This is a genomic window from Helicobacter sp. L8 (assembly GCF_003660355.1).
Classification (GTDB): Bacteria; Campylobacterota; Campylobacteria; order Campylobacterales; family Helicobacteraceae; genus Helicobacter; species Helicobacter labacensis.
In genome coordinates, this window is sequence record NZ_QXQR01000002.1 from 109,136 (window position 1) to 127,131 (window position 17,996).

Genomic DNA, 17,996 nt, shown 5'->3' on the forward strand with positions numbered 1-17,996 from the left:
CCCCTCCTTGAACCCCCTCCAAAGACAAAGGCGAAACTACATCATACCGCCCATGCCACCCATACCGCCCATGCCACCCATATCAGGCATAGCTGGAGCAGGTTTATCTTCTTTGACTTCATGCACAGTGGCTTCAGTGGTTAAAAGCAAGCTAGAGACAGACACCGCATTTTGCAAAGCGATGCGCGCCACTTTGAGAGGGTCAATAATGCCCGCCTTAAACATATCCACATATTCGCCATTGCTCGCATTAAAGCCATAATGGGCTTCTTTGTGTTTTTCCACCTCATTGACCACCACGCCGCGATCATAGCCCGCATTAGCTGCAATTTGAGCGAGTGGGGCTTTAATGGCGCGTTTGATGATCTCATAGCCCACTTTTTCATCCTCATGCAATTCTAAATGCACTTTTTGAGCCGCACGAATCAAAGCCGCACCCCCACCGATCACAATGCCTTCCTCAACAGCGGCTTTTGTGGCAGAGAGCGCATCATCTACGCGATCTTTCTTTTCTTTCATTTCCACTTCAGAGGCTGCGCCCACTTTGATCACGGCTACGCCACCGCTAAGTTTTGCCAAGCGTTCTTGGAGTTTCTCCTTATCGTAATCGCTAGTGGTGGATTCGATTTGGGTTTTAATTTGGGCGATGCGATCTTTGACATCATGGGCTTTGCCTTTGCCATCTACGATAGTGGTGTTGTCTTTATCAATCACAATTCTAGCCGCCACGCCCAAATCGCTCACATCGGCATTTTCTAAGGTTTTACCTAGCTCTTCAGAGATCACTTGTCCGCCGGTGAGAATAGCGATGTCTTTGAGCATTTCTTTACGGCGATCGCCAAAACCGGGAGCTTTCACCGCTGCTACATTGAGCACACCCCTAAGCTTATTCACCACTAGAGTAGTGAGTGCTTCGCCTTCAATGTCCTCAGCGATGATCAATAGAGGTTTGCCCTCTTTCATGGTGCGCTCAAGCAAGGGTAAAATGTCTTTCATGCTAGAGATTTTTTTATCTGTGAGTAAAATGTAGGCGTTTTCTAGCTGGGTGGTCATTTTCTCCGCGTTAGTTACAAAATAGGGAGAGAGGTAGCCACGATCAAATTGCATGCCCTCAACCACATCTAGCTCGTCCTCAATTCCTTTTGCTTCCTCAACGGTGATCACGCCATCTTTGCCCACTTTTTCCATCGCATCCGCGATCAGTTTGCCGATTTTTTCATCAGAGTTAGCCGAAATGGTCGCCACTTGGGTAATTTCCTCTTTGCCACCCACTTTTTTGCTAGCTTTCTTAAGCTCAGCAATGATGGCTTCGCTAGCTTTATCCATGCCCCTTTTGACTTCAATGGGGTTAGCTCCAGCGGTGATGTTGCGCAAACCTTCTTTGAAAATGCTGTAAGCCAGAACGGTGGCGGTGGTGGTGCCATCCCCGGCGGCATCAGCGGTTTTGCTCGCCACTTCTTTAACTAGCTGTGCGCCCATGTTGGCTACAGGGCAGGCTAGCTCGATTTCTTTAGCCACGCTTACGCCATCTTTGGTAATGCTGGGCGCGCCATAGCTTTTTTGAATGAGCACATTACGCCCTCTTGGACCCATTGTAACCTTAACCGCGTCATTGAGTTGTTTCACGCCTTCAAAAAGTTTATTGCGTGCGTTGTCTGAAAATTTGATCTCTTTAGTTGCCATTGTTTGTCCTTTTTTTGTTGTATGAATGGGAGGGGCGCGCTAAACGCCCCCAAAGTCTAGCTTAGTGGCTATGACAGCAGTCGCCCTCGTGTTTGTGATCGCCTTTTTTATGCCCGTGCTCATGCCCATGGCAGCAAGAATCCACCACGCCTAGCACATCCTCAAGCTCTAAAACCATAAATTCTTTGCCATCTAAAACGATTTCTGTGCCTTTGTATTTGCCAAAAGCCACTACATCGCCCTCTTTGAGGCATTTGCACCCTTCGCTGATTTTATGGCTGACCGCTTTAACCACGCCCATTTGGGGTTTTTCTTTGGCATTGTCAGGGATAATAATCCCAGAAGCGGTTTTCTTTTCTTCCTCTAGTCTTTCAACTAGCACTCTCTCACCTAATGGCTTAAACATGTCGTCTCCTTAGTCCTAAAAATTAGCACTTAAAAATTTAAGTGCCAAATAATAGCAAAAATTTTGGGTAAGTCAAGGCTTATTTTAAAACTAAGCTATTTTACTTAATATACTTGATAGTGTTAGACTAATATTATCTATGCAATATACTATCAATAATCTTTTTTGACAAATAAGCCCATCTTGGCTACTATGCGTGCATGATTACCCAAGAGTCTTTAGAGCGACTCAAACAAGTCGCTGACATTGTAGAGGTGGTGCAGGGCTATTTAGAGCTCAAAAAAGCCGGTAGCCTCTATGTCGCCATTTGCCCTTTCCATGACGAAAAGACCCCCAGTTTCACCCTCAACCCCACGCGCAATAGTTTTAAGTGCTTTGGGTGTGGCAAGTCTGGCAATGCCATCACCTTTGTGATGGAGTATGAAAAACTGGACTTTGTAGAGGCGACCCAGAAACTCGCGCGCATGTTTTCCATCGCCCTAGAATACACCACCGCCCAACCCCAACCCCCCCAAGAGTTAGACCTCTTAGAGGAGATGACACGCTGTTACCAGAGTTTATTAGAGCGCAACAAAGAAGCACAAGATTATTTAGCCAGCCGGGGCGTGCTTGCTAAAAGCGTGCAAGAGTTTCGCTTGGGTTTTTGTGCAGGTCCAAGCGTGTTAGAGTTTATTAAACAGCGCAGATTAGACCAACAAGCCCTTTTAGACTTGGGAGTTTTAGGGCAGGACGAACACGGGAGAATTTACGCCCGCTTTGCCAACCGCCTGATTTTCCCCATCCACAACCCCAATGGCAAGATTGTGGGCTTTGGGGGGCGGGTGTTGCAAGATAGCTCCCAAATGGCTAAATACATCAACTCCCCTCAAAGCCGCCTCTTTAATAAATCTAAATTGCTCTATGGCTATTTTCAAGCGCGCACCCACATCGCCAAAAACCAAAAACTCATTTTAACAGAGGGGTATTTAGATGTGATCTTGCTCCACCAAGCCGGATTTAACACAGCAGTCGCCACTTTGGGCACAGCATTAACCCAGCAACATATGCCCCTGCTAGAGCGTTTTAATCCAGATATCATCTTGGGCTATGACGCAGACGAGGCGGGCAGAGCAGCTGCGCTGAAGGGGGCTAGAATGTTGGCTAGTAAACGCGGGGGGGTGGTGTTTTTTGAAGAGGGGCTAGACCCTGCAGAAATGATAGTCCAGGGCAAGCGCGCCATGTTAGAGACGATCTTCACTAAACCCATACCCTTTGTCGAACATGTCTTGCGCGCTCTATGTGTAGAAACAAGCGATCCCATAGCCAAAGAGCAAACTCTACAAGAGGTGCTAGGGTTTTTACACGCCCTGCCCCTACTCTTGCAAGAGCATTACCAAGAGATGATCGCCCATCTCTTAGAAGTCCCTGTTGCATTGGTGCGCTTGCGCGCACACAAACAGACTTCTTTCAAACTCCCCCCCCAATGGGCTACTCCCCCCCATGCCACACAAGAAGCCCTATTGCTCAAATACCTCTTAGAAGACGCGTCCTTGCTAGAGCGTGCGCGTCCTTTTTTAGAGGTGTCTTTATTTGAGAATCTAGCTAGCGCGTTGAGCGCGTTATTAGCGGGCAATTACGATCACCCTAAACTGGTCTTGATTCGCTTGGACGCTAGTTTGCCTGTGCGCGCCAATGGGTTTAAAAGTGAGTTGATCGCCTTTTTGCTAGCGCGCTTGCAAGCCCAACAACGCCAGATCAACACTTTACACAAACACCTAAGTCCTCAAGAACGCTTAGAAATCCTTGTGGATTTGCGCGCTAAAGCCTTGCAATTAGAACAACAAAAAGGAGAATACTATGAAAGCCTTAGCCTTATTTAGTGGGGGATTGGATAGTTTATTGTCTATGCACCTAGTTGCTTCTCAAGGGATTGAAGTTACCGCTTTGCATTTTAATATCGGCTTTGGGGGCAATAAGGACAAGAGAGAATACCTAGAGAAAGCCAGCGCACAGGTGGGGGCGCAAATCCTCTTTTGTGATATTCAAGAGCAATTTTTTGATGAGGTGCTTTTTAAGCCTAAATACGGCTATGGCAAATACTTCAACCCCTGCATTGACTGCCATGCCAATATGTTTAGACAGGCTTTTTACAAACTCCTAGAGTTGCAGGCGGATTTTGTAATCAGTGGGGAGGTGTTAGGGCAGCGCCCCAAAAGCCAGCGCAAGGAGGCACTAGGGCAGGTGCAAAAACTCGTGCGCGCCTTTGGGGCTGAAAAGTGTTTTGATGGCATTTTGGATCGCAGTGGCAATAACCCCAGTAAGCCCCAATTTTTAGATCAGCTTTTATTAAGACCTATGAGCGCGCAACTGCTAGAACCTAGTTTTATGGAGAAGCAAGGTTGGTTAGATCGCGCTAAACTCTGGGATGTGCAGGGGCGTAGCCGGGTGCGCCAGTTAGCCAAGATTAAAGAGCTGGGGCTAGAGTATTATGAAAACCCCAGCGGAGGGTGCTTGCTTACAGACACTAGCGTGAGTGCTAAGCTCAAAGACTTGCAAGCCCACCGCCAAAATACCCAACAACAAATGGTGGTGCAAGACAATGTGCTTGTGAAAGTGGGGCGTTACATGGTGGTGGGGGGGGCGCGCTGCGTGGTGGCGCGCAATGAACTAGAAAATGCCAAGTTGGACATTAAGCACCCTCTCATGGATCGCATCGAGTTGCTCGATTGCAAGGGACCCTTAGGGCTGGTTGAAAAGAGTGCCAGCGAACAAGAAAAAAATTTGTGCGCGCGCATTGTGCTAGGCTATGGCAAAAGCCAACTTAATGCCCTTTATCGCGTGCAGGTGGGCGATGCGCTCTTGCATCTAAACCCTTTGCATAGACAAGAGGCACAAAAATATCTTTTCATGGGTTGAGAGGGTGTATAATGGCATCTTTTGAGGAGCTAGAGATGGAGAAATTTATCGGTTTAGGGGTGGTGGGCAATTTTGCTAGACATTTAGAACAAGCAGGTGAGAGCCACACTTTTATCAATATGAAACACATTGAAAAAGACGCGCCAAAAGGGCTTTTCCCCTTTTATCTCCCCCATGATAGCGGGTATTTGGGGCGTTATTGCATTGACAACCACCGCATTATTCTGCCTGCAGAAATGGCAAACTTGCATGTGCAAGCCGAACCGGAGATCGCGCTAGAGTGTGAAATTATCTACAACAAAGAGGGTTTTGTAGAGAAGATAGTGCCTAGCCATTTCATGGCTTTTAACGACACTTCTGTGCGTAATTTAGACACCAAGAGACTTTCTGAAAAAAAGAATTTCTCTAAGGGCTCTAAGGGCATGGGGGAAAAATTGCTCATCGATCGCTTTGTCTATGGGGGGGTGTGTAATGACTATTCCATCGCGTCCTTTTTGACACGCGATGGCACTACCCATGTTTATGGGGAAAACTCTAAGCTCGTCAAATACGAATACTTCTATGACAAGCTATTGGGCTGGATTGTGGAGATTCTCAACACCCAAAAGGACACCGGGAGTTTAGAGGATTTGCAAGAAGTGTTGCGATCCCAACATTTGACTCCCAAGTGCATCATTACCATCGGGGCGACCCCCTACATGCCCTTTGCCCAAGAGAATTTCTTACAAGAGGGGGATTGTATCACCATCATCGCCTACAACCACCGCCGTTACAATTTTGACAAAATTTTTGAGGTGGTTTCTAAGCGACAACTAGGAAAAACCCGTCTCAAAGCCATTTCTTACATCCAACAAGAGGTGGTGATAGAGGGCAATCCCGCTTAGTTTCTTGCCAAATTATTTTTAATCACAAGAATAATACTCTTTTAATATTCTTATTAAGGGGGTTTTAAATCATTTTTTATTAAAAATAAGACTAAATTTTATAAACAGGGCAAGCCATGAAAACCAAAAAAAGTTCAGACCCCCAGCAGGAATTTAATAAACTCAAACAAGAATATTGGCAACAAGAAACCATGTATGCGATCTATCTCAAGGAAAGCAAACGCAATCTCTATGGTTGCAAAGACATCGCCACCCGCCACCAATTTTTTGTCAATCGCTGTCAAGCCTACCAACCCCTCAATGAGGTGTATTTGCGTTTGCGCGCCTTTTCCAAACGCCATAAAATCCCCATGCACCAGATTCGCGAATCCTTTGAAAAGTTTCGGCGCACTTACAATAATACCTTAACCTCTATTAGGCGTTATGAAGTGAAAATCCAAAAAATCAAAGAGGGCAAATCCCCCTCCGATTGGGATTAAAAAAGCTCGATTTTAAAAGCGTGCTTGGAGACACACGCCCCGATTGCACACGCCTCAATGCCCAAATCCCTCAAAGCCCTTAGACAGGTTTGTGCCTCTTTAGCCCCCAAAGCCACCAACAATCCCCCAGAAGTTTGCGCATCATAAAAGAGAATATCAGGGAGTTTGCTCCGGCTACGCACGCCCGCCTGCAGGGCTTGTTTATTACCCACACTCCCCCCCGGATACACCCCCTGCCTGGCTAGCTCTAAAGCCCCCTCTAAAAGGGGGATTGCGCCTGTGTTGATCTCTATGGAGATGGCAGGGTTTAGCATTTCGCACAAATGCCCCACAAGCCCAAAACCTGTTACATCTGTGCAGGCATGCACGCTAAAATCTTGCAAAACTCGCATGGCTTTAAGATTCAAAGCCACCATGCTCTCTATGGCTTGGGGCGCGCTTTTCATAAGCTTGCGTTTTAGGGCGGTGGTGATGATCCCACTGCCCAAAGGCTTGGTTAAAAGAATCGCATCCCCCACTTGTGCGCCATTATTGCGCCATAGATGCTTTTGCACCACCCCGGTGACACTCAGCCCAAATTTTTGCTCCACATCGCTCAAGCTATGCCCGCCCAAAAGCGCACAGGAACACTCATTGAGTTTGTCTAACGCCCCTTGCATGATCGCGCGCACGCTTTCTACACTGACATGCTCTTGATCCCAAGCTAAGATACTGAGCGCACTGAGCGCACGCGCACCCTTAGCAAAAATGTCGCTTAGGGCGTTGGCGGTGGCGATCTGCCCATAAGTGTAGGGGTCGTCCACGACAGGGGGAATCACATCCACGCTTTGTACAAGTGTAGAATCCCCCACCTTGATCGCCCCGCAATCATCCTTATGCCTAAAATCCAACACCACGCCTTCTAAGTGGGGCTGTGTGAGCTTGGCTGTAATTTGTTTGAGATCTTCCAGACCCACCTTAGCCGCTCAACCCGCACAGCGCACAAATTGGGTTAATGCCTCTGCCAACTTACTCCTTTATAATCGTCTTAGCCTTTGTGCCCACCGCCGTAGCCCCGCTGGGCAAATCTGAGACCACCACCGCATTCGCCCCGATTTTAACATCATCTCCAATCGTGATCGCGCCTAACACCTTCGCTCCCGCCCCCACGACCACGCGATTCCCCAAAGTAGGGTGGCGCTTGCCCTTGAGTTTGCCCGTGCCCCCTAGAGTTACCCCGTGATAAATGGTAACATCATCGCCAATCTCTGTGGTTTCTCCAATCACCACGCCCATGCCATGGTCAATAAATAATCCGCGCCCAATCTTTGCCCCCGGGTGGATTTCTATCCCGGTAATAAAGCGCATCAGCTGTGAAAGCGCGCGCGCGATGAAGTAAAGCCGGCGCTTGTGCAGGGCGTGGGCTAGGCGGTGGGCAAGCAGAGCGTGAATCCCCGGATAGAGCAACAACACCTCCCATTTATTGCGTGCGGCCGGGTCCTGTTGCAGGGCGCGCTCTAAGCTATAGTTTAGATCCATCATCATAAAGTCCGGTGGAGATGTATTTTTCTCCCCCATCTGGGGCAAGAGCTAGCACAGACTTGCCCTTGCCTAGTTCTCTAGCCACCTGCACCCCGGCAAAAATGGCTGCCCCCGAAGAGATGCCCACTAAAACCCCCTCTTTTTCTCCAAAGAGTTTGGCACACTGCGCTGCCTCTTTTTCATCCACAGCGATCACTGCATCCACCACGCTTTGATCATAATTGGCCGGCACAAAGCCCACCCCAATGCCTTGAATCTTGTGCGGGCTGTGCGTGCCCCCGCTCAAAATGGGCGACTGGGCGGGTTCTATAGCGATGATTTTAGCCGGGTGGTTTTGTTCTTTGAATTTGCGCCCCACGCCTGCAATCGTGCCCCCCGTGCCCACACCAAGCACCACCGCATCTACATGGGGTAAATCCTTTAAAATCTCCTGCGCGGTTGTGTCGTAATGCTTTTGGGGGTTTGCCGGATTTTCAAATTGTTGGGGGATAAAATACCCCTCTTGTTGTCCTAGCTCTAAGGCTTTATCAATCGCCCCCTTAGTGCCCTTAGCCCCCTCAGTTAAAATCAACTCTGCCCCATAAGCCTTAATTAACTCTCTGCGCTCCACGCTCATAGTTTCTGGCATCACAATGATCACCTTATAGCCCTTGAGTAGCCCCATTAAAGCTAGGGCGATCCCGGTATTGCCACTGGTGGGCTCAACAATAGTCATCCCCTTAATCAGTCGCCCGTCCTTTTCTGCCTGCTCGATCATCCCTAAAGCGGCGCGATCTTTGACACTTCCGCCCGGGTTAAACTTCTCTAGCTTGACGTATAATGTCGCGTCTTTGTCTTCTAGCAGGTGGTTGGTTTTTAAAACGGGTGTGTGCCCGATGAGTTCTAAAGCGTTGTGATAAATCATATGGTCCTTTCTTAAGAATTAAAAGGGATGGTCCTTAAATATTCTAGCCCCTTGGGTTCTCTGTGGTCAAAAAACACGCTCTGCCTTGTATCTATAGTAGCGATTTGGGCTAAATCCTCGCTATCTAGGCGAAAGTCAAAAATTTGCCCATTTTCTACAATGCGCTCTTTTTTGGCGGATTTAAACACCACAGAGATTTGGCGCTGAAGTAGCCATCTTAAAATCACTTGCGCGGGGGTTTTGTGGTGTTTTTTAGCGATTTGTTGCAAAATGGGGTGTTTAAAAATGCCGCTTTTGCCCTGCGCAAAGGGCGACCACGCTTGAGGCTGGACTTGGTGTTTTTGCATAAACTCTTGCTCTGGGTGTCTTTGAAAAAAGGGATTGATCTCAATTTGATTGATAGCCGGAGGGATTTCATTAAAGGCGATCAAATCTGCTAGGCGGTCGGGGTAAAAATTGCTCACCCCAATGGCACGGATTTTGCCCTCTTTGTGTAGAGTTTCTAGGGCGCGATAAGTCCCATAATAATCATTAAAAGGCTGATGCACTAAGACTAAATCCAAATGATCTAATTGCATTTTAGCTAGCGATTTTTCTACAGAGGCTTTGGCTTTTTGCTCCCCGGCGTTGCTAAACCACACCTTAGTGGTGATGAAGAGCTCCTCTCTTGGCACGCTAGTTTTTTTGAGCGCACGCCCTAGCCCTGCCTCATTGCCATACATCTGTGCGGTGTCAAACAAGCGATAACCCATTTCTATCGCCTCTAACACCACCTTTTCACACTCACTATCTGGGATTTGAAACACCCCAAGCCCTAAAAGTGGCATTTTCACTTGGTTATTCAAACTAATGTATTCCACCTAGCACTCCTTAAAAAGCATTAAAGCCTACACTCTTAGCACAAAAAAGTTAACTAACTTCTTTCCAAAAAGAGGTCTTTTTCACTAATTTGCACCCCCTCGCTCAAAATCGCTGCGCGCTCTACCACAGAAAGTAACTCCCTAATATTCCCATGCCATGTGTAATTGAGCATGCACTCTTTGGCTTGATCGCTAAAACTCTTTGCCCCCAAATCATAGGCGCACAGCACTTCTTGTAATTTCCACTGCGCTAAAGGTAAAATCTCCTCCTTGCGCTCTCTTAGGGGGGGGATTTTAAGCGGGATGGTGTGCAACCTAAAAAATAAATCCTCTCTAAACTCTTTGGCTTGGATTTTTTCTTGAATATTGGTATTGGTCGCGGCGATGAAGCGCACATCAATTTTAATAGGTTTGTGGCTACCAAGCCTTACGATCTCCTTTTCTTGGATCGCCCTTAAAAGTTTGCTTTGCAATTTCAAGGGCATTTCGCTGATTTCATCTAAAAACACGCTCCCCTTGTGCGCGCTCTCAAACAACCCCGCTTTGGCACTGGTCGCGTCCGTGAATGCCCCCTTTTCATAGCCAAAAAGCTCAGATTCTAGCAAATGCTCCGGGATAGCTGCCATGTTGATTGCCACAAAGGGCGCGCCCTTGCGCTTAGAGTGCTCATGGATAAAGTGGGCAAAGACTTCCTTACCCACCCCGCTAGGACCTTGTAAAAACACACTCGCATCCGTGGCTGCCGCCTTGAGGGCTTGTTTTTGCACCTCCTCTAGGGCTGGTGAAGTGGCGATGAAAAACTCTTTTTTACACGCCTTATTGACCGGATGGACTTTGTGAAATTCGAGCACCTTTTTGCTGCGATAAATAGACTCTAAAAGCAATTCGGGCTTAAAGGGCTTTTGAAAAAAGTCTTTGACCCCTAAGCGAATAGATTCGATGGCTTTGTTGAGCGTGGCATTGCCTGTAATGACAATCGCCTCATAGCGCCCCTCTAATTTGCGTAAAAATTCTAGCCCGTCCATTTGGGGCATGTTAATATCGGTAATGATGAGCTCAAAACTCTCATCTAGGGCTTTGAGCGCGTCTTTGGGGCTTTTAAAGGCGACCACTTCTAAATCCTCCTGATCGCTAAAAAAGAGCTCTAAACTCTTGCGCATGTTGATGTCATCTTCTACAATGGCAATTTTCATGCTACCTCCTTTGATAAACTTCTAACACCAATAACCCCCCCTCCAAGCGCACATTAGCGGGGGCGACCATGCGTAAAGTGGCGTGGTTTTGGTTTTGAGAATTTGTATTAAAGCCACTGCTTTCAATGCGCACTTCGCCTTGATACAGACAATCCACCACCTCATCTTGGTAACTTTTCAACAAAATATCTAGCAAAAAAGGCTCTTGTTTGGGGGGGAGTTTGGGTTCATTGACCGGGATTTCACATGTGTAATGCGTCTTGTTAGCATGGGTTTTTAGCGCGCGGGCGATCCCAAAGGCTTGGCGCTTGGCAATCCCATTTTGCACCTGCATGGCATAAGAGATCACAAACTCTTGTGCGTGCAAAAGCCCTACCAAACACAGCAAGAGAAAAGCTTTACTCACTCTCTTCTTTAGGGCAGGTGCTCGCATAAACCACCTCATCGCTTTGCACATTCACTAACTTCACCCCACTGGCATAGCGTCCCATTTCATGGATACTCTCCATAGGCATGCGAATCATTTTCCCGCTCTTGGTGAGCAACATCAAATCCTGCCCCTCATCTACGCTCACAATCCCTACCAAGTTGCCCGTTTTGGGCGTGATTTTCATCCCAATCACGCCTAGCCCACCCCGCCCCACATAGCGATAAGCCCCCGCTAAAGTTTGCTTACCCATGCCCTTAGAGCTCACACTCAGCAATCTCTGTTCATCAGAGCTAACCCCCCCCGCCCCAATGACCTCATCTCCCTCTCTTAGGCGCATACCCCTAACCCCCCTAGCCGCGCGCCCCATCTCGCGCACACTCTGCACGCCAAAGCGAATACACATCCCCCTAGAGCTTGCCATAAAGAGTTCTTGCACACTAGAATCGATGATCTTAGCCGTTACTAGCGAATCATCTTCATCAAGCACAATGGCGCGCACCCCACCACGCGTGCGCCCAAAAGCGTTTAATGCGGTGCGTTTGACCATCCCATTTTTAGTAAAAAATACCAAAGATTTATCCGCGTCAAAATCCTTAGTGGGGATAGTGGCTTTAATGCTCTCTCCGGGCTGTAAGTCTATCAAATTCACCAGCGCGCGCCCAATTGCACCCCGCCCCATTTCTGGGATTTTATACACCTTGAGCCAATAGAGTTGCCCGGTGTTGGTGATGAATAAAATGGTGTCATGCGTGCTAGCGATGAAAAAAGACTCGATGAAATCGTCCTCATGGGTGTTGCCCGACATCTTGCCCTTGCCTCCGCGCCTTTGTTGCTCATAGACCTTTAAAGGCACGCGTTTGACATAGCCCTTGTGGCTCATGGTTACGACCATGTCTTCATGAGCGATCAAATCCTCAATGCCAATCCCCTCATAATCCTCCTCAATCTGGGTTTTACGCGGGGTGCTAAATTTCTCTTTGACCTCCAAAAGCTCCTCTTTGATCAAGGCGTTGAGCTTGTCTGCACTCTGCAAAATTCCCTCTAAAAGCGCGATTTTTTCTAGTAATTGGGCGTGTTCTTGCTGGATTTTTTCTTGCTCTAATCCGGTGAGGCGTTGCAAGCGCATCTCTAAGATGGCTTTGCTCTGCTCCTCGCTCAGGTTATGGGTTTGCATGAGCATGTCCTTAGCCCCCTGTGCATCCGCACTCCCCTTAATAAGGGCAATCACCGCCTCGCTATGTTGCAGGGCGACCTTCAAGCCCTCTAGGATATGCGCGCGCGCCTTAGCTTTTTGCAATTCGTGGATGGTGCGCCGAATCACCACGCTTTTGCGGTGCACTAAAAAGAGTTTTAACAACTCTAAGAGATTAAAAATGCGCGGTTCTTTATTATAAATGGCTAGTAAGATGATACTAAAAGTGATCTCCATATTGCTAGATTTGTAAAGATGATTGAGCACAATCTCAGAATACGCGTCTTTTTTCAGCTCAATCACCACGCGCACCCCCTCTCTATCAGATTCATCTCTAACCTCTGCAATGCCCTCCACTGCCTTATCGCGCGCTAGATCGCTAATTTGCTCCACTAAACGCGCCTTGTTGATCTGGTAGGGAATCTCCTCAATGATGATAGTCTCGCGGTTATGGTGTTTTTCTACCCGACTCTTAGCACGCACCTTAATGCGTCCCCGTCCCGTATTATACGCCTCCAAAATCCCTGCCTTGCCACAAACCACCCCTCCTGTGGGAAAATCTGGTCCTTGCACGATGTCTATCAGGTCTATTAACTGGGCTTGAGGGTTTTCTAGCACGCAGATGAGCGCGTCTATGATCTCATCGGGGCGGTGCGGGGGGATGGAAGTTGCCATCCCTACGGCAATCCCACTACTCCCATTGATGAGCAAGTTAGGCAAACGGCTAGGCAAAATGTCGGGTTCTTTGAGTGTGCTATCATAATTAGAGACAAAGTCAATCGTATCTTTATCCAAATCTTTTAAAAGCTCCTCGCTAGGGGCTGCCATACGCGCCTCAGTATAGCGCATCGCCGCGGCATTATCCCCATCAATGGAGCCAAAATTGCCCTGCCCATCTACTAAGGGCAAGCGCATGCTAAAGTCTTGTGCCATGCGCACTAAAGCTTCATAAACCGCACTATCGCCATGCGGATGGTATTTACCAATCACATCCCCCACAATGCGCGCGCTCTTTTTATAGGGCACTTTAGCTCCTAAGCCCAATTCGTGCATGGCATATAAAATGCGCCGATGAACCGGCTTTAGCCCATCTCTAGCATCAGGCAAAGCGCGCCCCACAATCACGCTCATAGAGTAGTCTAAATAACTCTCTTTTAGGGATTCTTCAATGCGAATATCTTCAATCTTGGGTTGCAAAACTTCTCCTAGAATACAAAATAAGCCCCCCACACGAGCGCAAAAAAGCCAAGCGCGACAAGCTGGGCGGCACTGCCCATGTCTTTAGCTTTTTTGGCTAGGGGGTGTTGGTGGGTGCCAGTAAAATCCACCGCGTTTTCAATGGCACTATTGAGCAACTCTACCACTACGCACAACACCCCGGGCAAAACTAAGAGCGCAAATTGGCTAAAGCTGTGCGCCACAAAACACGCCCCCACAAGCCCCAAAAGGGCTAATAAGACAACTTGTTTAAACGCTGGCTCATCCTGAAAAGCCGCTTTTAAGCCCGCTTTAGAGTAAAGCCATGCCTGTAAAATGCGTTTCATGGATGCACTTTTAGGCTCAAGTGGGGGAGAAATTCCCATGGGCTATTGAAGGCTTCTAGGGGTTTAAAGTTGGAATCCTTGTTTTCAAGGCTAAAGCCAAAGTGATCTTGTTTGTTCGTGGCAAAGGCGTTAAAGGCTTTGATCAACTCTTGGGCGTGCGTAACTTCTTCTTGCAAACCCGCTACCATCAAGCCCACAACTACCACACCCTGAAAAGATTTTTGAATCTGCGCTAGAGCCTTGTCATAATCCTTAGGGTCTTTGAGATCGCCGGATTCTTGCAAGAGAGGCAGTAAGATAGCCTTAAAATCCTTGCTTTTTAAGTCCACATCGAGGGTTTCTACATGCGCTTGCAGGGATTTGAGATCATTGGTTTGTAACAGGGCTTTGAGATTGAGGGGCTTTTTAGGGTCTTTGAGGCGCGCCTTTGCACCCAAAGTATAGTGTATATTCCCGGGGGCTTGGCATTGGCTTTGTGTGTTGAGCACCTGATCTTGGAGCTGAAGATAAATCTTGCAGCGCGCGCTGGTGGGGGCGTAGGTGCGCGCGCTGTGGATGTGTTCTATATCTAGCTGGAATTGCAGACCATGGGATTTCACTTCAATTAAACGCACCACAATGGGACCCAAGCTAGGCTTTTGCACCCCTGCGCTCACGCATTTAATGCGCTTAAAGCCCGTGCATGTAAAGGGTGCGGTGTGGATATGGGGGGCTAGGTGGTTTAAACTCTCTTGCAAGGTCTTTTTGATGTCATGGCTTAATTTCAAGCCCACGCCTAGTAAAGCCACTGCCAACAAAGCCCCTACAATGAGAAAAACACGCAAAAACCGTCTCAAAACGCGATGTCCAATTCGATGCTACCAATATTATGGTTGCGCGGTTGTGCCCTAAAGGTCTTGCTCAAATCGATCGCGCTAAAGGACAATCTAAAACCCTTGTAGACAATGGCGATCCCCATTTCAGCGTTGTAAAGAAAATAGGGCAGAGTGGTGATCCCCCTTGTGGTGGGGCTATTGCCCTGCACAAAGACATCTAGGGGTTGGAACTTCCCTGTAGCCCCAAAGAATATGTAGAGCGAAAACGCATCGCTAATAGGCATCCCCCCACTAAAACCCGTGTTGATCTTATTGGGTCCAAAATCCACGCCTAAATTATACCCCAAGCGTAGCATAGAGCCCAGCTTAAAATCTGTGATGGCGTTGCCTAGATTCATGCCCACTCCAGCCAACATGTCCATGCTAAAAAAGCGCGTTGTAAGCAGGGGGAGTTTTTGTAACCATGTGTAGTGGAACTCAAAGATAAATTCATTGGCGATTTGGCTAGCCCAGCCTAAGAATTTGGGATCATGCCCCCATGTGTGGATCAAGTCTTGGGTTTTGCCCGCTAGCGCGCCCGGTCCTGTTGTCCCCATAGAAATGGCAATGCTCTCCAAAGTGTGCGCGCTTCTTTGCCATAAACCTAGTTGGGCGCGCAAATAGCCCCCATAGAGGTGATCGCCTCTCACCGGGATGGTGAGCGCGCGGTGTTCTAGAGTGGGGGTGAACATGCTCTGGGTGAGATAGAGGGTAAAACGACTCATCTTGGGTTTTTTGATCTGCAAACTCAAATAATCCAGCCAAGCCATTTTGGAGTGGCTAAAGTCGTATTCCCTGCTAGCCCACCCAATGCGCGTCCCGGCAGTGTAGTAGCGATCGATGTAGGGGTTGATGTAGCCATCGTTCTCTGTGAGCAAATCAATGTATTGCTTTTTATGCGGGCTAAGAGAGGAGGCACCCAGCGCAGACAATAGCAAGAGCAAGGGGGGCAAACAACGCATAAACTCTATTATAGCAAAATTTCATGCTAACATGCCAGCTAGCTTAAACACAAGGACAGCCGATGTATTCCCCCCAAATCACCCAGATTGAAGAATCTAAAACCATCGCCATCACCACTCTAGCCCAAGAGCTCAAAAGCCAAGGCAAAGATATTTTAAGTTTTAGCGCGGGCGAGCCGGATTTTGACACGCCCAAGAGTGTTAAACAAGCTGCTATTGAAGCTATCAACAAGGGGTATAGCAAATACACCCCGGTTAAGGGTATCCCCGAGCTTTTAGCCAAGGTGAGCGCGAAATTCCAGAGTGAAAACCAGTTAGATTACCACCCTGATGAGGTGATGGTGAGCAATGGGGCAAAACAATGCCTCTTTAATGTCTTCCAAGCCTTGTTAAGCCCCGGGGATGAGGTGGTGATCCCAGCCCCTTATTGGGTTACTTACCCGGAATTGGTGCGCTATAGCGGGGCTAAAGCGGTGTTTCTGCCCACCACCCAAGAGAGCGATTTTAAGATCACCCCCGCCCAACTCAAAAGCGCGCTCAATCCCCAAACTAAAATCATTGTATTGACTAGCCCTTCCAATCCTACGGGCATGGTTTACTCAAAGGAGGAGCTAGAAGCTCTAGCCCAAGTGATCGCCACTTCTAACGCCTTTGTGCTCAGCGATGAGATTTATGAAAAGCTGGTGTATGATGGCGCGTTTTACGCCTTTGGGGCGATCCCGGGCATGTTGGAGCGCACCATTACCATTAATGGGCTTTCTAAAGCCTTTAGCATGACCGGTTGGCGCATAGGCTATCTAGGCACAAAGGATAAAGCTCTGCTCAAACACATGACCGCTTTGCAAAGCCATAGCACTTCTAATATCAATTCCATCACCCAATACGCGGCTTTGAGCGCGCTTAGTGGGGTGGCTAATGAGGATGTGGAGCGCATGCGCCTAGCCTTTAAGCAACGACGCGATATAGCCTTTGAGGGGATCAACGCGATCAAGGGGCTTAGTTGCCTCAAACCCCAAGGGGCTTTTTATCTGTGGATTCACATCCCAAGCCCCAGCTTAGAGTTTTGCCAAAATCTCTTAAGGGATCAGGGGGTAGCCTTAGTGCCCGGGGTGGCTTTTGGTATGGAGAATTTTGTGCGCATGTCCTATGCATGTTCTTTAGAGCAGATTCAACAGGGCTTACAGAGATTAGCCAAGTTTTGCGCCCAAGTCTTGGGCTAGCAAGACTTCTTGGATCACATGGGTGTTGTTAATCTTAGCCACTTGGATCACCACATCGATCGCGCTTTTGGCATAGCGTTCCACCACGCTTAAGGGCAGGCGCGCTTGGCTTCCCATTTCTAAATTCAGCGCGATGGCTTCTAGCACTTGATCCACGCTATTGGCATGCAAGGTGGAGAGCATGCCTTTATGCCCGGTATTGCCCAAGCGCAAGAATAAGAGCGTGTTGCGCGTGTCTATCTCGCCGACCATGAGGCGATCAGGGCGCATGCGCACCGCCATGTTCAGCGCGTCCTCATAGCGCAAATTTTCTTCTGCCTTGCTCACCAATAGCCCCACCGCGTTTTCAAACGCGCTTAAATCCAGCTCTTGGCTATCCTCCACGCTCACTAAACGGGTTTGCTTGGGGATACAGGCTAATAGCGCGTTGAGCAGGCTAGTTTTCCCGCTGGCAGTGCCCCCACTAATGAGGATATTGCGCCCGCTTTGCGCCCACTCTTGCAAATGCGCATAACCATAGGCGCAACGCGCCCCCAAGCTAAAACTGTGCAAGGAAAAACTGTGCGCGCTGGGCACGCGGATATTCAGGCTGATCTGTTGGGTGGTGGTGATGCTAAAGTGATTGGCACTCACACGGCAACGGCTAAAAGGCAGGGAGGCGTTGAGCATGGGGTGGGCGGAGTTGAAAGGCAAGCCATAGTAACTAGCCAGCTGTTCGCAAAAGCGTGTTAAAAACTCTTTGCTAAGAGCAGGTTCTAGGATTTTTTGGCGGGTGTGATCGCTCTTATAAAGCCAAATCTCCTTTTCGTAATTGCTGATCAACTCGCTGATTCCGCTCTGTAAATAGGGCGTAAACAGCGCGATCTGGGCTTGCAACACCCGGTGCGTGTTCAACATAAAACCCCCGCTTTTTTGGCTATTTTACACGCTTTTTTTAAAGTTTGGCAATGGCATGGATCGCGCCTTGCT

Annotated in this window: 18 protein-coding genes; 5 read left to right on the forward strand and 13 right to left on the reverse strand. The window is 48.3% G+C overall.

The genetic code is table 11. The annotated features are described in order from the left end of the window. Window positions 1-36: 36 nt before the first annotated feature. Both groL and groES read right to left on the reverse strand, forming a co-directional pair. Window positions 37-1,683 (reverse strand): chaperonin GroEL, encoded by a 1,647-nt coding sequence (gene groL / locus EAO37_RS01680; protein WP_120943955.1) that lies wholly within the window; start codon window positions 1,681-1,683, stop codon window positions 37-39. Window positions 1,684-1,744: 61 nt separating this feature from the next. After that, window positions 1,745-2,089, reverse strand: coding sequence for a co-chaperone GroES (gene groES / locus EAO37_RS01685; protein WP_120943953.1), 345 nt, complete (start codon window positions 2,087-2,089; stop codon window positions 1,745-1,747). 200 nt (window positions 2,090-2,289) lie between these two features. On the opposite strand from groES, the gene dnaG reads away from it, so the two are divergent. The 4 genes from dnaG to EAO37_RS01705 all read left to right on the forward strand — a co-directional run bounded on the left by dnaG (window position 2,290) and on the right by EAO37_RS01705 (window position 6,347). Beyond that, window positions 2,290-3,948 (forward strand): DNA primase, encoded by a 1,659-nt coding sequence (gene dnaG / locus EAO37_RS01690; RefSeq protein WP_120943951.1) that lies wholly within the window; start codon window positions 2,290-2,292, stop codon window positions 3,946-3,948. After that, the gene (locus tag EAO37_RS01695; RefSeq protein WP_120943949.1) at window positions 3,926-4,984 is read left to right on the forward strand and encodes a 7-cyano-7-deazaguanine synthase; all 1,059 of its coding nucleotides are present in this window, start codon (window positions 3,926-3,928) and stop codon (window positions 4,982-4,984) included. Before dnaG ends, EAO37_RS01695 begins: the two co-directional genes overlap by 23 nt. A 35-nt stretch (window positions 4,985-5,019) precedes the next feature. Next, window positions 5,020-5,868 carry a DUF5718 family protein gene (locus tag EAO37_RS01700; protein WP_120944130.1) on the forward strand — a complete coding sequence of 283 codons (849 nt, stop codon included), beginning with the start codon at window positions 5,020-5,022 and terminating at the stop codon, window positions 5,866-5,868. A gap of 116 nt (window positions 5,869-5,984) precedes the next feature. Further along, on the forward strand, window positions 5,985-6,347 hold the full coding sequence (locus EAO37_RS01705; protein WP_120943947.1) for a serine protease: 363 nt from the start codon (window positions 5,985-5,987) through the stop codon (window positions 6,345-6,347). Here the strand turns inward: EAO37_RS01705 and selD are convergent. From selD to EAO37_RS01755, 10 genes are read right to left on the reverse strand one after another with little or no spacing between them, the layout of a single operon-like run. Then, window positions 6,344-7,303, reverse strand: coding sequence for a selenide, water dikinase SelD (gene selD / locus EAO37_RS01710; RefSeq protein WP_120951163.1), 960 nt, complete (start codon window positions 7,301-7,303; stop codon window positions 6,344-6,346). The two genes, EAO37_RS01705 and selD, sit on opposite strands and share 4 nt — an antisense overlap. 52 nt (window positions 7,304-7,355) lie before the next feature. Continuing rightward, window positions 7,356-7,868, reverse strand: coding sequence for a serine O-acetyltransferase (gene cysE, locus EAO37_RS01715; RefSeq protein ID WP_120951282.1), 513 nt, complete (start codon window positions 7,866-7,868; stop codon window positions 7,356-7,358). Then, on the reverse strand, window positions 7,849-8,772 hold the full coding sequence (gene cysK / locus EAO37_RS01720; protein WP_120951165.1) for a cysteine synthase A: 924 nt from the start codon (window positions 8,770-8,772) through the stop codon (window positions 7,849-7,851). The genes cysE and cysK overlap by 20 nt, the downstream gene beginning before the upstream one ends. A gap of 11 nt (window positions 8,773-8,783) precedes the next feature. After that, window positions 8,784-9,632, reverse strand: coding sequence for an aldo/keto reductase (locus EAO37_RS01725; RefSeq protein WP_120951167.1), 849 nt, complete (start codon window positions 9,630-9,632; stop codon window positions 8,784-8,786). 53 nt (window positions 9,633-9,685) lie between these two features. Next, window positions 9,686-10,825 (reverse strand): sigma-54 dependent transcriptional regulator, encoded by a 1,140-nt coding sequence (locus EAO37_RS01730; protein ID WP_120951169.1) that lies wholly within the window; start codon window positions 10,823-10,825, stop codon window positions 9,686-9,688. Between the two features lies 1 nt (window position 10,826). Next, window positions 10,827-11,231, reverse strand: a complete 405-nt coding sequence (locus EAO37_RS01735; protein WP_240451688.1) for a hypothetical protein — start codon at window positions 11,229-11,231, stop codon at window positions 10,827-10,829. Continuing rightward, on the reverse strand, window positions 11,224-13,644 hold the full coding sequence (gene gyrA, locus EAO37_RS01740) for a DNA gyrase subunit A (RefSeq protein WP_205589726.1): 2,421 nt from the start codon (window positions 13,642-13,644) through the stop codon (window positions 11,224-11,226). The genes EAO37_RS01735 and gyrA overlap by 8 nt, the downstream gene beginning before the upstream one ends. A gap of 8 nt (window positions 13,645-13,652) precedes the next feature. After that, window positions 13,653-13,991, reverse strand: a complete 339-nt coding sequence (locus EAO37_RS01745; RefSeq protein ID WP_120951173.1) for a diacylglycerol kinase — start codon at window positions 13,989-13,991, stop codon at window positions 13,653-13,655. Further along, on the reverse strand, window positions 13,988-14,779 hold the full coding sequence (locus tag EAO37_RS01750) for a hypothetical protein (protein ID WP_240451696.1): 792 nt from the start codon (window positions 14,777-14,779) through the stop codon (window positions 13,988-13,990). Before EAO37_RS01750 ends, EAO37_RS01745 begins: the two co-directional genes overlap by 4 nt. Window positions 14,780-14,823: 44 nt before the next feature. Continuing rightward, window positions 14,824-15,807, reverse strand: coding sequence for a lipid A-modifier LpxR family protein (locus EAO37_RS01755; RefSeq protein WP_120951175.1), 984 nt, complete (start codon window positions 15,805-15,807; stop codon window positions 14,824-14,826). A 62-nt stretch (window positions 15,808-15,869) separates the two neighbouring features. Between EAO37_RS01755 and EAO37_RS01760 the strand changes: the two genes are divergently transcribed. Next, complete coding sequence (locus tag EAO37_RS01760) at window positions 15,870-17,027, forward strand: pyridoxal phosphate-dependent aminotransferase (protein ID WP_120951177.1); 1,158 nt, start codon at window positions 15,870-15,872, stop codon at window positions 17,025-17,027. Here the strand turns inward: EAO37_RS01760 and EAO37_RS01765 are convergent. Beyond that, window positions 16,995-17,924 (reverse strand): type II/IV secretion system ATPase subunit, encoded by a 930-nt coding sequence (locus EAO37_RS01765; protein ID WP_120951179.1) that lies wholly within the window; start codon window positions 17,922-17,924, stop codon window positions 16,995-16,997. The genes EAO37_RS01760 and EAO37_RS01765 overlap by 33 nt on opposite strands. Window positions 17,925-17,996: the final 72 nt, after the last annotated feature.

Coding starts and splice junctions, on each gene's coding strand:
- cysE (WP_120951282.1), bottom strand. CDS start 7,868: ATGATGGATCTAAACTATAGCTTAGAGCGCGCCCTGCAACAGGACCCG.
- EAO37_RS01755 (WP_120951175.1), bottom strand. CDS start 15,807: ATGCGTTGTTTGCCCCCCTTGCTCTTGCTATTGTCTGCGCTGGGTGCC.
- EAO37_RS01700 (WP_120944130.1), top strand. CDS start 5,020: ATGGAGAAATTTATCGGTTTAGGGGTGGTGGGCAATTTTGCTAGACAT.
- cysK (WP_120951165.1), bottom strand. CDS start 8,772: ATGATTTATCACAACGCTTTAGAACTCATCGGGCACACACCCGTTTTA.
- EAO37_RS01745 (WP_120951173.1), bottom strand. CDS start 13,991: ATGAAACGCATTTTACAGGCATGGCTTTACTCTAAAGCGGGCTTAAAA.
- groES (WP_120943953.1), bottom strand. CDS start 2,089: ATGTTTAAGCCATTAGGTGAGAGAGTGCTAGTTGAAAGACTAGAGGAA.
- EAO37_RS01695 (WP_120943949.1), top strand. CDS start 3,926: ATGAAAGCCTTAGCCTTATTTAGTGGGGGATTGGATAGTTTATTGTCT.
- EAO37_RS01730 (WP_120951169.1), bottom strand. CDS start 10,825: ATGAAAATTGCCATTGTAGAAGATGACATCAACATGCGCAAGAGTTTA.
- EAO37_RS01765 (WP_120951179.1), bottom strand. CDS start 17,924: ATGTTGAACACGCACCGGGTGTTGCAAGCCCAGATCGCGCTGTTTACG.
- EAO37_RS01760 (WP_120951177.1), top strand. CDS start 15,870: ATGTATTCCCCCCAAATCACCCAGATTGAAGAATCTAAAACCATCGCC.
- dnaG (WP_120943951.1), top strand. CDS start 2,290: ATGATTACCCAAGAGTCTTTAGAGCGACTCAAACAAGTCGCTGACATT.
- EAO37_RS01705 (WP_120943947.1), top strand. CDS start 5,985: ATGAAAACCAAAAAAAGTTCAGACCCCCAGCAGGAATTTAATAAACTC.
- groL (WP_120943955.1), bottom strand. CDS start 1,683: ATGGCAACTAAAGAGATCAAATTTTCAGACAACGCACGCAATAAACTT.